The organism is Thiolinea disciformis DSM 14473 (genome assembly GCF_000371925.1).
GTDB classification, from domain to species: Bacteria; Pseudomonadota; Gammaproteobacteria; order Thiotrichales; family Thiotrichaceae; genus Thiolinea; species Thiolinea disciformis.
Genome location: NZ_AQVE01000001.1, coordinates 195,910 through 208,398 on the forward strand (window position 1 = coordinate 195,910; position 12,489 = coordinate 208,398).

13 protein-coding genes are annotated in these 12,489 nt (G+C 45.9%); 6 read left to right on the forward strand and 7 right to left on the reverse strand.

Features of this window, described 5'->3' with window-relative positions:
• The first annotated feature begins 24 nt into the window (after positions 1-24).
• Both A3IE_RS0100895 and A3IE_RS0100900 read left to right on the forward strand, forming a co-directional pair.
• A complete protein-coding gene (locus A3IE_RS0100895; RefSeq protein WP_020393684.1) occupies positions 25-375 on the forward strand; it encodes a NifB/NifX family molybdenum-iron cluster-binding protein in 351 nt (116 codons plus the stop codon).
• A 213-nt stretch (positions 376-588) separates the two neighbouring features.
• Positions 589-876 (forward strand): hypothetical protein, encoded by a 288-nt coding sequence (locus A3IE_RS0100900; protein ID WP_020393685.1) that lies wholly within the window; start codon positions 589-591, stop codon positions 874-876.
• Here the strand turns inward: A3IE_RS0100900 and A3IE_RS0100905 are convergent.
• The 4 genes from A3IE_RS0100905 to A3IE_RS21765 are packed head-to-tail and all read right to left on the reverse strand — an operon-like array spanning position 873 to position 6,811.
• Positions 873-1,559, reverse strand: coding sequence for a DUF599 domain-containing protein (locus A3IE_RS0100905; protein ID WP_020393686.1), 687 nt, complete (start codon positions 1,557-1,559; stop codon positions 873-875). The genes A3IE_RS0100900 and A3IE_RS0100905 overlap by 4 nt on opposite strands.
• Positions 1,560-1,565: 6 nt before the next feature.
• On the reverse strand, positions 1,566-4,721 hold the full coding sequence (locus tag A3IE_RS0100910; RefSeq protein ID WP_020393687.1) for an efflux RND transporter permease subunit: 3,156 nt from the start codon (positions 4,719-4,721) through the stop codon (positions 1,566-1,568).
• Positions 4,722-4,730: 9 nt separating this feature from the next.
• A complete protein-coding gene (locus A3IE_RS0100915) occupies positions 4,731-6,149 on the reverse strand; it encodes an efflux RND transporter periplasmic adaptor subunit (RefSeq protein WP_020393688.1) in 1,419 nt (472 codons plus the stop codon).
• Complete coding sequence (locus tag A3IE_RS21765; protein WP_020393689.1) at positions 6,146-6,811, reverse strand: TetR/AcrR family transcriptional regulator; 666 nt, start codon at positions 6,809-6,811, stop codon at positions 6,146-6,148. The genes A3IE_RS0100915 and A3IE_RS21765 overlap by 4 nt, the downstream gene beginning before the upstream one ends.
• A 151-nt stretch (positions 6,812-6,962) precedes the next feature.
• Between A3IE_RS21765 and A3IE_RS0100925 the strand changes: the two genes are divergently transcribed.
• From A3IE_RS0100925 to A3IE_RS0100935, 3 genes are read left to right on the forward strand one after another with little or no spacing between them, the layout of a single operon-like run.
• Positions 6,963-7,385 carry a MarR family winged helix-turn-helix transcriptional regulator gene (locus tag A3IE_RS0100925; protein ID WP_020393690.1) on the forward strand — a complete coding sequence of 141 codons (423 nt, stop codon included), beginning with the start codon at positions 6,963-6,965 and terminating at the stop codon, positions 7,383-7,385.
• Positions 7,369-8,322: a polyamine aminopropyltransferase gene (gene speE / locus A3IE_RS0100930; RefSeq protein WP_110721348.1), complete on the forward strand. Its 954-nt coding sequence runs from the start codon at positions 7,369-7,371 to the stop codon at positions 8,320-8,322. The genes A3IE_RS0100925 and speE overlap by 17 nt, the downstream gene beginning before the upstream one ends.
• A 3-nt stretch (positions 8,323-8,325) precedes the next feature.
• Positions 8,326-8,907, forward strand: coding sequence for a DNA-3-methyladenine glycosylase I (locus tag A3IE_RS0100935; protein WP_020393692.1), 582 nt, complete (start codon positions 8,326-8,328; stop codon positions 8,905-8,907).
• A gap of 57 nt (positions 8,908-8,964) precedes the next feature.
• Here the strand turns inward: A3IE_RS0100935 and dacB are convergent, their stop codons facing one another.
• Complete coding sequence (gene dacB, locus A3IE_RS0100940; RefSeq protein WP_245539160.1) at positions 8,965-10,701, reverse strand: D-alanyl-D-alanine carboxypeptidase/D-alanyl-D-alanine endopeptidase; 1,737 nt, start codon at positions 10,699-10,701, stop codon at positions 8,965-8,967.
• Between the two features lie 169 nt (positions 10,702-10,870).
• Between dacB and A3IE_RS0100945 the strand changes: the two genes are divergently transcribed.
• Positions 10,871-11,677, forward strand: coding sequence for a polysaccharide deacetylase family protein (locus A3IE_RS0100945; protein WP_157832817.1), 807 nt, complete (start codon positions 10,871-10,873; stop codon positions 11,675-11,677).
• 52 nt (positions 11,678-11,729) lie between these two features.
• Here A3IE_RS0100945 and A3IE_RS0100950 read toward each other — a convergent pair whose 3' ends face one another.
• Complete coding sequence (locus A3IE_RS0100950) at positions 11,730-11,930, reverse strand: YgaP family membrane protein (RefSeq protein WP_020393695.1); 201 nt, start codon at positions 11,928-11,930, stop codon at positions 11,730-11,732.
• Positions 11,931-12,011: 81 nt separating this feature from the next.
• Positions 12,012-12,464, reverse strand: coding sequence for a hypothetical protein (locus tag A3IE_RS0100955; protein WP_157832818.1), 453 nt, complete (start codon positions 12,462-12,464; stop codon positions 12,012-12,014).
• Between the last annotated feature and the right edge of the window lie 25 nt (positions 12,465-12,489).

Here is a 12,489-nt window from a genome sequence, read left to right on the forward strand (position 1 = left end):
TATAAGGTCTCAGTGAGTGCTAGGATGAAAATAGGAGTTAGTAGCCAAAACTTTCGTACCATTACAGGACATGCAGGTAAAGGACGCCGCTTTATGATTTTTGAAGCGGAATTGGGGCAAACGCCTCAAGAAATTGAGCGCTTAGACTTGCCAATGGATATGTCTATCCACGCGTGGAATGGCCAATCAACGCATCCTTTATTTTCGCTGGATTACTTAATCACAGCGGGGTGTGGCGAGGGTTTTATACGTAAGCTTGCAGCACAAGGTGTGCACGTGAAAATAACGGATGAAACCGTTCCCATGGTTGCAGTACAAGCCTTGATGGCGGGACAGTTGGTCGAAAAGCAGCCTGAAACACACCCCCCGCACTAATAATAAGCCAAGCTGAATGCTATTTATGAGTAGTTCAGCTTAGTTTTAACTATGGACAGATGCGGTGTGCATAAGGGAACTCACCAGCTCAGAGAGCCGCTAGCAAACGTTGTTATCATGAAAATCCAATGTTTTATCGTTGTTGTCGTCCACCCCGAGGGTTTAGTGAGTTATAGTTAAACCACTGTCATTTAGCGCTTAACAAGGCGAATCATGTCCAAATCCATATTGAAACTCATACTGCTTAGTTTGTGTAGCGGTTTGAGCTTTGCTGAAAGTAGTGTTGTCAGTAGTCATGAAACCGGCCTAGTATCCACCTCAGCCCGTGTTCAGATCACAGTCATGATTCCAACTAAAGTCATTTTGCATATGGCCAATGGTGAAGTGCGTAGCCTCACCAATAGTGAAAATGCTAAACAGCTAACGCAAACGCTGACCACGGCTGAGTCCAAGACGACACAGAACCAAACGACGGCGATTTATACGCTAACCACCCTCTAGTTTTTATTAACTTGGCATTGAGTAGTATGAATAAGCTTGCGACTAGGAAAGTCGATACGCCACAAGATAATCACGAGCAGTACACTGCCTAGCAAGAACCACACGCCACCTAGCAGCCACAAGCCAAACGGCAAAATCATTAAGAAGGCTCTCATTCCCAGCATGAAATGAAACGCTGCGCGTTGCAGTGAGGCTGTCATAAAGGTTTCAGGTAAGATATGTCCTGCTATTTTATCTACTGCATTCAGCATAAAACCAACATGATTGTAATAGCGTACCGACAAGGCAAAATTGAAAAAAGCGAAAAAGAAGGTTACGACTAATAAAAGTAACTGTGATAACAAAACATCCGGATGTCTGGCTTCTAACATATCCAAAACTTTATTAAAACTCTCTAAGCTACCTTTATTGGTTAGGATAAAGCTCAGCAAACCAGCGACTAATAAAATAGCAGTAGATGCTAAAAAGCTAGCTGACATCAATGCATTACGTAGCGTCTGTACGGCTAGCACATCACCTGGTTGACGCTGCATAATGGCTTGAACCCATGCTTGGCGAACACAAGTGTTAATACCAATGTCGGCATGCAAAGGATGGCGTTTTACCATCCAAACTAGGTAAGTGTGGTACGACACTAAGATAAGTATCGCAGCTATAATCCAAGAAGCTTCCGTCGTCTTCATAGCCGCTTAAACGGTGTTAGCTATTTCTACTGTAGCAACTGGCTTGCGGTCTTCACCCAAAAATGCTTTTCGTCCCTTACGCACCTTAAACCACACTGCATAAACCGCTGGTAAAAATAACAGGGTTAATAACGTTGCGACTAATAAACCACCCATAATCGCCACTGCCATAGGGCCGAAAAATACACTGCGTGAGAGAGGAATCATCGCCAAAATAGCAGCTAAGGCCGTGAGCATGATCGGACGGAAACGCCTCACAGCCGCTTCAATAATTGCTTCACGTGGAACCATGTTTTGCTCAATATTACGATCAATTTGATCCACTAAAATCACCGAGTTACGCATAATCATGCCGGATAGCGCAATCGTGCCGAGCATGGCGACAAAACCGAAGGGCTTATTGAATATCAGTAAGAAACTTGCCACCCCAATCAAACCAAAGGGCGCCGTCAAAACCACCATAATGACGCGTTGGAAGCTTTGCAATTGCAGCATCAGCATGGTGAGTACCACCACGATAAAAAGCGGAATGCCTGCGGCAATCGATGCCCCACCCTTGGCGCTTTCTTCCACACTACCGCCAATTTCAAAGCGATACCCTAAGGGCAATTTCTCAATGAACTGATCGGCATTGATGCGATTCATTACCTCTGTCGTGACGGTAGGGGCTTGGACTGAACTATAAATATCGCCCCGAATCGTGATAGTGGGTGTGCGATTGCGATGCCAAATAATGCTTTCTTCTTGGGTGTTTTCCAGTCGTGCGATTTGACTTAAGGGAACACTTTGCCCATTGCTAGTCGGGATATTAAGCGACATCAGGGCTTCAATATTTTGGCGATCCGGATGCGAGCCACGTACCAAAATCGGAATGCTTTGATCCCCCTCGCGGAATTCACCCACCCCAGCACCTTGTAAAGTGGTGGACAAGATTTGATTAATATCAGCTTGCGTTATACCTGACGCAATCGCCTTATTGGCATCCACTGTTAAACTCAGCGACTTGCGTAACTCATTCCAATCCAAATGAACATTACGCAAATGCGGATTACCACGCATATAGGTTGCGACTTGCTCAGCAAGATTGCGCAATTGCCATAAATCATCGCCCGACACACGAAATTGCACCGGATAGCCAACCGGAGGGCCATTTTCTAAACGCAACACACGGCCACGCAGTTGGGAAAACTGTTCGCTATCCATCAAGCTAATTAATTTCAGGCGCAAGGCTTCGCGTGCCGGAATATTTTTAGTGGTAATCACAAATTGGGCGAAACTAGGATTCGGCAATTGCTGATCCAAAGGTAAATAAAAGCGCGGTGAACCTGTACCGACATAGCTAGCAAAATTATTAATATATTCAGACTGCGTATTTAAATAAGCTTCGACCTTTTTAACCTCGCGCTCCGTCGCTTCAATAGCCGTACCTTCGGGTAATTTCAAATCGACTAATAATTCTAAGCGGGTAGCCATTGGGAAGAATTGCTGTTGCACAAGGCCGAATAACACGACAGAGCCAGCAAAAGTTAATACGGTTAGCAAAATTACCGTGAGGGGAAAGCGTACACAAACGCTAATTAAACTACGGAATAAAGTAGAGAATCCTTCAGCAATTTTATGCTGGAGGCTGATTAGACCACTAAACAAGCCTTTTTTGTTTGACCTCGCCTCATGTGGCTCAGCTTTTAGAATATGATAGCCCAGCCAAGGAACAATAATGACTGCTGCAAACCACGATAATATTAAGGCGATGGAAACCACTTCAAAAATAGAGCGCGTATATTCGCCGGTGGATGATTTGGCGGTGGCAATTGGTAAAAAACCTGCAACTGTCACAAAGGTACCAGTGAGCATCGGGAAGGCGGTTGTACTATAAGCAAAGGTGGCGGCTTTGATACGGTCATAGCCCTCTTCCAGTTTTAGCGCCATCATTTCAATCGCAATAATCGCGTCATCGACTAATAAACCGAGCGCTAAAATCAATGAGCCAAGCGAGATTTTGTGTAGGCCAATACCGAATAGATACATGCAGAAAAAGGTGCCTGCCAAGACCAGTGGAATAGACAGTGCAACCACCGTTCCTGCACGAACACCCAAACTGAAAAAACTCACGCCTAGTACAATGATAACGGCTTCAAATACAACTTGGAGGAACTCGCGTACCGAGCTTTTCACTGCGGTCGGCTGATCATTGACCGGATGTAAATCCATGCCTATGGGTAATTGGGTTTGGATACGTTGCAAGGCTGCATCCAAATCTTTGCCTAGCTGAATAATGTCGCCACCCTTTTGCATGGATACGCCAATACCCAACGCTTGTGTGCCACTGTAACGAAAGTGCTCAGAAGCAGGATCGGTGTAACCACGTTTTATTTCCGCAACATCGCCGAGTTTTAGGGTCTGAGTTCCAATTTGCAGCGGCATATTTTTGATACTTTCGACATCAGTAAAGCGTCCGCTGGGATAAACAATAATACGATCTTGGCTGGTATAATATTCGCCAGCCGCCACCATGGTATTTTGCCGTGCAATCGTGTTTTGTAATTGCTGCAAACTAATACCCAGATTAGCCGCTTTAGTGCTACTTAACTCAATATATACTCGCTCAGGCTGATCACCAATCAACAAGACCTTTGCTACATTCGGAACGCGCAATAGCTCTTTGCGAATGCCATCAGTGGCGTCACGCAATTGTGCCATGCTGAAACCATCGCCTGTGAGCGCATAAATATTACCGAAAGTGTCGCCGAATTCGTCATTGAAGAAAGGTCCTTGAACGCCCTGGGGCAGGGTGTAGGCTATATCTTGTACACGTTTGCGTACTTGGTAAAACATTTCCGGCATATTCACAGAAGGCGTACTATCACGCGCAATAACAGTGATGACGCTCATCCCAGGTTGCGAAAAGCTGCGTACATCAGATACATAAGGTGATTCCATAATCACTTTTTCAATCCGATTCGTCACTTGCTTTTCAACTTCGACAGCGGATGCGCCCGGCCAGCGTGCCTGTACTAACATAACTTTGAAAGTAAAAGGTGGGTCTTCTGCTTGACCGAGGTGCATATAGCCAAATACACCCAGCGCCAACATCAAAAAGAAAAAATAGCCGACAATATTTTGGTGGGCCAGCGCCCAGCCGGATAAGTTATTTTTGTGCATGGGGTTCTCTTATAAGCCGGTGGGCTTGGCTTGGCCGTTATAAGGGACAGGATTGACTTGCTGTCCTGCGTGTAAGCGATTGACACCAGCAGCCACCACCTTGATACCGGCATTCAAACCGGCTACCCATAAACCATCTTGCAAATAACGTTGTACAACGACGGGCTGTAGATTAACTTTGTTGTCACTGCCGACAATCCAAATAGCAGGCTTTTTATCTTGCTGGAATAAAGCAGTGGCCGGTAGCCAAGCTATTTTTTCAGGTAAAGGCTGTGAAAATAGCACGGTTGCAGTCATCCCAAGACGTAGCACTTGGTTCGGATCTTGTGCGGCAACTTTGACTAGCCAAGTGCGATTAGCATCGGCTGCCGGCGCTATCTCACGTACCGTGCCTTGTAAGGTCACTTGCTGATCGGCCCAGAGTGAAATAGTCGCAGGACGATCCACTGTTAAATCTTTAATGGCCTGCTCGCCCACACGAATATAAACCTCATATTCCCCTGCACGCGCCACACTTAGAATCGCTTGTCCCGCTCCTACCACTTGGCCTGCCTCAATCGGTGCTTTAGTCACAACACCATCAACCGTACTGGTTAAAACCGTATAGCCAGATTGATTTTTTACCAGTTTCAATTGGTCTTGGGTGCTATTCACTTGGGCTTGAGCACTTTTAATTTGCCCACTGAGAGCCTCTAAACTACCAGCGGCGGCAGCTACTTCACCTTCCGCAGCACTCACTTGGGCTTGGCTGGTTTTGACACGTGCTAAGGCTGATGGCACTTGAGATTGAGCGGCGGCGGCATTCGCTTTGACCGATTTTAAATTCGCTTGTGCCGTTTGCAGGCGCTGAGTATCACGATCCATGACCGCCTTACTCGCAAACCCTTTTTGTACCAGCTGTTCGCTACGCTTATATTCAAGTTGGGCATTATCTAATTCAGCTTGTGCGACGCCCACAGCGGCCTGTGCTGCGCTAGCACTCGCTTTGGCGGTGTCTACCGCAGTTTGCGCAGCCTCCAAGCCTGATTGCGCAGCCGTAAGATTAGCTTTTGCACTCGCTAAACGGCCTTGTGCCCCACTAAAATTACTTTGCGCCGAGGCTAAGCTACCTAAAGTGGCTTGCAAGCCAGACTCTGATTGGTTGACCGTTAACTTGGAGTCTTGATCATCGAGACGCGCTAATTCTTGACCTTTTTTGACCGTATCGCCCACATTAACTAAGCGGCTCACTAATTTGCCACCCACACGGAAGGCAAAGTCAACACTTTGGCGCGCTTGTACTTCGCCGCTGTAGCGCTCTGTGATTTCGCCAACTTGCGCTTGTGTTTCCCAAACTTGGGCTGGGCGAATCGGTTCTGCTTCCACTTTTTCTTCTTTGCAGCCGCTTAAGCTTAATAAAGCGACAATTCCAATCCAGCCGATTTTCATAATGCTTGATCCTGAGAGGTTTTCGCTAATAGACCTTGAAACAAGGTGACAAGAGAGTGACTAAGTAGTGTTAGAAATTCGTCTTCGTCCATATAAAAGGCGCAAGCTAGCTCAATTTGTTTTTCAGCCATTAGGCGGTTAAAAGAGTTTTGCTGTAATAATTGCCACAAACCTAAAATCAGCGCATAGCCCTGCATCATCACCACACAACTCATGGCGGGGAAGTGAGCGCGCAAAGCTTGCACGACTTGATCTAAGCCCTCGGAAATACGGCTTTTAAATTCAATCACCGCTTGATCTGGAATTTGTCGTTCCATCGTACCTAAACATAGAGAGGCTAAAGGCAGAAAAGTGGGGGAATGACGAATGCTTGCAATGACGATGTCGGCCATTTCTTCCAGTGTCATAGGTTCTGGCTGTTTAGCACGTAGTACCAGTTGTTCGAAAAAATGCTTTACATCACGCTCGTGTAACGCCAAGAGTACTTCTTCTTTGCTACCGAAATACAAATACAAGGTGCCCTTGGCAACATGACTGGCACGCGCTAGGGCATCCATACTGCTGACATGTTCGGGATGAGCAACCCAAAGGTGTTGAGCAGCATCCAAAATGGATTCGCGTTTTAGACTTTTGTCTTCCGGATTAATCGCACGAGGTGGCATGGTAACTGACTACGGGTCATTTAATAACATTAGGTTAACTGACTCTCAGTCAGTTGTCTAGGTGTCTGAGAAATAGTCATGACTTAAAACTTATTTTAATTGCTTTAAACTTCATATATACTTGCTTAATCAATTAAATGTGAAGAGAAATATGACTAAAAAAACTATCAGCGCGAGCTGCTTAATCCAGAATGCCTTAATAGCATCAAGACTAGCTCGGAAAGTTGAGAATCGTTTGAGTGTGCATGGTCTTAGTTTCACAGAATACCTTGTGATGGATTATCTGGATAATGCTCCTCATAAAGCGGTTCCACGTATTGCGTTAGCAGAGCATGTGGGGATGAGTGCTTCCGGTGTGACGCGCTTACTAGCACCCATGGAGAAAAATCATCTCGTGGATAAGGTGGCCAACCAACGCGATGCACGTCAGAGTTTGGTGAAACTTTCCGAGACGGGTCAACGCGTGTTTAATGAGGCTAGTGTGAGTTTTGAAAATATCGCCAAAGACTTGCTCGTTGCGCTAAGTACTAGTCAGCAGGAACGTCTGGTGGATGTCTATGCAAAACTTATTTAGTGCGGGTTTACTCAATACCAGCCCCGCTTTATGGCATAATAGCGCCTTTTTTAGTTTAACTAGGACGGCAACAGTGAGTAAGCAATCGAACTGGTTCACCGAAATTTCCGATGCAGGCACCTTATTCGGTTTTGAATTAACTGAAAATGGAAAGTTGCACGAAGAACAGACTTCATACCAGCATTTAGAAATCTACGATACCAAAACGTTTGGCAAATTAATGACTTTGGATGGTTTCACGATGGTCACCACTCGTGACAATTTCGTTTACCACGAAATGCTGGCCCATCCAGTCTTATTTAGCCATGCGGCGCCCAAACGGGTTTGCATTATTGGGGGTGGTGACTGTGGAACGTTGCGCGAAGTATTGAAGCATGACGTGGTTGAGTCGGTGATTCAAATTGATATTGATGAGCGCGTGACGCGCATGAGTGAAAAATATTTCCCTGAGTTATGCGAATCCAATCATGATCCACGTGCAACATTGGCCTTTGAAGATGGCATTGCTTGGATTAATAATGCGCCTGCGGGTTCACTGGATGTTTTGATTGTGGATAGCACTGATCCGATTGGGCCTGGCGCAGTCTTATACAGTGAAGCGTTTTTCAAAGGTTGCTGGCGGGCGCTAGGTGAGGGTGGCTTGTTGGTGCAACAAAGTGAATCGCCCTTAGTGCATTTAGAAAAAATCATTCAACCGATGCACGCGACCATGCGCCAAGCAGGTTTCACGGCGATTCAATTCCACCAATTCCAACAAGTTTGTTATCCAACTGGTTGGTGGAGTTGCACGATTGCGGCTAAGCAAGGCCAGATCGCGTTTAAGCGTAAAGCAGCAGCCCAGCAGCTTACTTTCCCGACTCGGTATTACAATGCGGACATTCATGAAGCCAGTGCCGTCTTACCCCAATTCCTTAAACAAGCTTTGATCATAGGCTAAACCATGCTCGACGTGAGCGCGGATGGTAAAAAGCGTTGTTTTGGGGGTAGTGCGGGTAAAGAATTTTACGCGCATTATCACGATCACGAATGGGCAATGCCGCAGCACGACGATCAGCACTTATTCGAAATGTTGATTTTGGAAGGGGCACAGGCTGGTTTAAGCTGGGAGACCGTACTCAAAAAGCGTGCAGGTTATCGTGCGGCTTTTCATGATTTCGATGTACAAAAAGTCGCTGCAATGAGTGATGAGGCGCTAGAAAACTGCTTAAAAAGCCCTACGATTATTCGCAATCGTTTAAAAGTATTTGCTACCCGTAAAAATGCGCAAGTATTTATTAAAATTCAGCAAGAGTTTGGTAGTTTTGATTGTTACTTATGGCGATTTGTTGATAATAAACCGATTGTGAATCACTGGAAAACTTTTGCCGAGGTTCCTGTCAGTACAGCGATTAGCGATGCTATTGCAAAGGATTTAAAGAAGCGTGGGATGACTTTTGTTGGAACGACGATTATCTATGCGTATATGCAAGCCGTGGGTTTAGTCGATGATCATGTGGCAGATTGTTGGAAGCGTAATCCTTAAAATACTACAAAATAAAAAACCGGCTTTTCGCCGGTTTTTTTAATAGCCACTTTTGAATTAATAGGCCATCGCGTAATTATTGCGAGGTCCCCAATAGACCCATTCCACTAATTCATCTTGTGCATCACGCTGAGTGCGCGCTCGTGGGTCATTGTGTAAAACGGACACAATATAAGTTTGACCATTCGCGGCTTGTAAATAACCTGCTAAAGCACGCACATCACGCAAAGTGCCGGTTTTAAATTTACCGCGTCCTGTGAGTGGACTACCTTTCATACGATTTTTGAGTGTGCCATCCACGCCTAATACGGCCAGCGAATTCATAAATTCATTACGATACGGGCTATTATAGGCATCCGCTAATAATTCACCCATGTGGCGCGCACTAATACGTTCAATACGGCTTAAACCTGAGCCATTTTCAATGCGTAATTCATCAAAACTCAAACCACGTGACTCAAGAAATTGCCCCACTGCTTGCGCGCCTTTTTGAGGAGTGCCCGGCGCACCAAATTGTTTGGCTCCAACCGATAATAATAATTGGCGTGCCATAACATTATTACTGTCTTTATTTACTTCCATAATAATATCGCGGGCTGGACGTGACATATTAGTATAAACCAATTGGGCATTCGATGGTGTGACACCGCGCACGAATTGGCCATCCATACGACCACGCATTTCACCGACCCAAATTTTCCAGAAGCCGCCGAATAAATTGGTATTCAAATCAGCACGGGCACTGGCATTGGTGGGTAAGACTGGACAAATGCGCTCGATTTTGCCTTTTAAGTTGGTGAATTCATAACAGCCGCCGCGCTCCTGATACAGAATGGCTTCTGGAATCGCATTGTAGCTTGCACCCACATTGCCGTCGAAAGCGCCTTCGTTAGTATTAGGGACGCTAAAGAAGGTGCTATCTGCAATCAAATTGCCTTTAATGGCGTTGATGCCACGTCCACGTAAGGCTTGGAGTAAGTTGCGAAAATCATTTTCAGAAAAAGTCGGGTCACCATAGCCTTTAATAATCACATCACCATATAACACGCCACCATTCACCGCACCGGCTGTATAAATCTCGGTCGGCCAACGATAATCAGGGCCTAATACCCCTAAGGTGGTATAGGTCGTGACTAGCTTCATGGTTGATGCTGGGTTACGTGGCATATCCGCATTGGCGGTTAATAAGGCTGGGGCACCGGCTGAAGCAGGGCGTACATAAGCGCTAAAGCCGTGTTCAGCAATACCATCAGCGCGTAATTTTGCGGCCACCACATCTGGCAAGCGATTAAATTGCCCAGGGCCGGTATACATGCGCCCCGCAGCAAATTGTACGGTGCCAGAGCTAGGCGGTGGTGCCATATTGCGTGGTGGCGCAGGTCGCATGATAGGACGCTGAATTAAGCGTGGCGCTTGTGCTATCATGGAGGGTTCTTGTTGGGCTTGGCGCTGCTGTTCTAGAATCGGTGGGCGACGTCTCAAACTAGGGCGCGGCATCGTAGCAGAGCGTTCAGTTTGTACCGGTGGTCTAGCTGACGCTTGTTGCTGTGCTTGGCGTCTTGCATTCATAGCAAGTTGTTGCTGTGCTTCGCGCTGACGTTGTTGCATCGCATATTGTTGTGCGGTCATACCTTGGGCAGGGCGCTGCTGTGTTATATAAGTCGGCGCTTGTGCTTGTGGAATATGGCTATTAATAGGTTGAGTTTCTTGTGCCTGTTCTTGCACAGGTGCAGTGCTACAAGCAGCAAGAATCACCGAGCACGCGGTTAGTAATGTAATGCGTGGAGTCAGCATGGAAGCCCCCAGATTTTTTGTGAATGACGCAATCATAAAATTAGTTAAATAAATTGGCGAATTCCAAAGACGAACCCTCTTGCGGGTGTTTCAGCGAAATGTGCCATAGTCGGGTAAACTTTACCTGAATCAATCTTAAAACAGAATGCAAAAAGGGGTTAATCCTGACATGAAGTGGAATTTATCTGGCTTATTAGTTGGACTATTCGCCGTCAATACAGCTTATGCCGCCGTCGATTGCGCACAAGTTCGCGCTCGCTATCAGTGCATGGCAAGCGAATACTACCCATTACATCTGAGTTTTGATGATGGTCCAGCCCTACAGACCAGTGATGTCTTAAATGTCCTAAAACGTGAAAAGATTTCTGCCACCTTTTTTGTGATTGGCGAAAAAATTGATTGTGAAAAGATTCAGCAAACTCAATGCACTCAAGGTGAAACTAATTGTCAAGCGCTTAAAGAGTGCCATGATCGTGAGCAGATTATGCAGCGTGCCGCACGTGAAGGACATACCATTGGCTCACATGGCTATTATCATGTACGCCATTCCGAGCTAGACCCCAATACCATGCGTCAATATGTGAAAATGGCGATGGATGTGAGCGAACCTTTTTTGAATACCAATCCACCTTTATTTCGTTTGCCGTATGGCGATGGTTGGTTTAATCGTGACAAACAGCCTCAAGTCTTAAATGCGTTGCGTGATTATGGTTTTCAGCATCTGGCGTGGGAAATGTCATCATTTGATTGGGACGAAAAAAATCAAGCAGGCGATAAGATTATTAGCAATGTAATGGAGCAAATGTGTTCGCGTCGTAAAGGTGGCACGGTGCTATTCCACGACGGCATGGACAAAAGTATGCATCAAGGCCGTGTGTTTACCACACAGCATTTAGCGGAATGGATTCCTATTATGCGCTGTGTGGCAGACTTCAAGCCGCTTTCGCATTTTGAACCTGAAATAAGAAAACGTTAAATGGGACTTGGCGTGAAACCCTGTCAAACAGGGTTTCGCTCCAGAAAGCTTATTAAAACGCTGTGCCTGATTTAATGCCCAACTTTTTAAAGATGATGGCGGCTGGACAAAAACCCGTAAACGCTGATTGCAGCAGGTTTAATCCCACAAAACCGCTCAGCCAAAGCCAATTCGGGCTGTGATAAACGGCTAGTAATACACTCAACAATACCATTGTGCCAGCGAGTGCCATGACCATACGATCAATCGTCATCTTGATGCTCCTACTTGTAAGGCTAATTCACAATATTAGAATTTAATTATGAACTGTTTCACCTAGTCCGTAAAGTAACTTTTACGAGGGACTACACACGCTCAGTTTGCGAATCACTGCTTCTAGCTCGTCCGCTGTCAGTTTACGATTTTGTTTTTTTGCCTCATCTAAGAGTGCTAAGGCATCTTGCTTGTTTTTTTCCATAATGGAGGCAGCCACCAAGGTAGTTGCAGGGCTTTTGGTAACTGAAGCACTTGGTGCTGTGCTAGTAGTCTCCGTTTTGGTGGTGGCACTGACAGTGCTCTCTGTGGCGTCTGTTTCGGGGGTTGTGTCAGCCGTTGTTGCGCTGGCATCCTCAACAGGAACAGCCGCACAGCCCTGTAATACAACACTGCTCACTAAAACTAGCGCCGCCCAATAGCCTAATTTCATGGGGAACTCCAAATAATTAAGGGATTTGATGTGACCGGCTAGAATGCCTGATTCAGAAGGTGAGGAAAAGTCACACAGGCCATTCTTCATCTGAATTGACATGAAATTTATGAACCTGAAGGAATCA

Bases quoted from the DNA above. Each gene is read 5' to 3' on its own strand.
- A3IE_RS0100910 (WP_020393687.1), bottom strand. From the start codon at position 4,721: ATGCACAAAAATAACTTATCCGGCTGGGCGCTGGCCCACCAAAATATT.
- A3IE_RS0100925 (WP_020393690.1), top strand. From the start codon at position 6,963: ATGACTAAAAAAACTATCAGCGCGAGCTGCTTAATCCAGAATGCCTTA.
- A3IE_RS0100900 (WP_020393685.1), top strand. From the start codon at position 589: ATGTCCAAATCCATATTGAAACTCATACTGCTTAGTTTGTGTAGCGGT.
- A3IE_RS0100945 (WP_157832817.1), top strand. From the start codon at position 10,871: ATGAAGTGGAATTTATCTGGCTTATTAGTTGGACTATTCGCCGTCAAT.
- A3IE_RS0100950 (WP_020393695.1), bottom strand. From the start codon at position 11,930: ATGACGATTGATCGTATGGTCATGGCACTCGCTGGCACAATGGTATTG.
- A3IE_RS0100955 (WP_157832818.1), bottom strand. From the start codon at position 12,464: ATGTCAATTCAGATGAAGAATGGCCTGTGTGACTTTTCCTCACCTTCT.
- A3IE_RS21765 (WP_020393689.1), bottom strand. From the start codon at position 6,811: ATGCCACCTCGTGCGATTAATCCGGAAGACAAAAGTCTAAAACGCGAA.
- A3IE_RS0100905 (WP_020393686.1), bottom strand. From the start codon at position 1,559: ATGAAGACGACGGAAGCTTCTTGGATTATAGCTGCGATACTTATCTTA.
- dacB (WP_245539160.1), bottom strand. From the start codon at position 10,701: ATGCTGACTCCACGCATTACATTACTAACCGCGTGCTCGGTGATTCTT.
- A3IE_RS0100915 (WP_020393688.1), bottom strand. From the start codon at position 6,149: ATGAAAATCGGCTGGATTGGAATTGTCGCTTTATTAAGCTTAAGCGGC.
- speE (WP_110721348.1), top strand. From the start codon at position 7,369: ATGCAAAACTTATTTAGTGCGGGTTTACTCAATACCAGCCCCGCTTTA.
- A3IE_RS0100935 (WP_020393692.1), top strand. From the start codon at position 8,326: ATGCTCGACGTGAGCGCGGATGGTAAAAAGCGTTGTTTTGGGGGTAGT.
- A3IE_RS0100895 (WP_020393684.1), top strand. From the start codon at position 25: ATGAAAATAGGAGTTAGTAGCCAAAACTTTCGTACCATTACAGGACAT.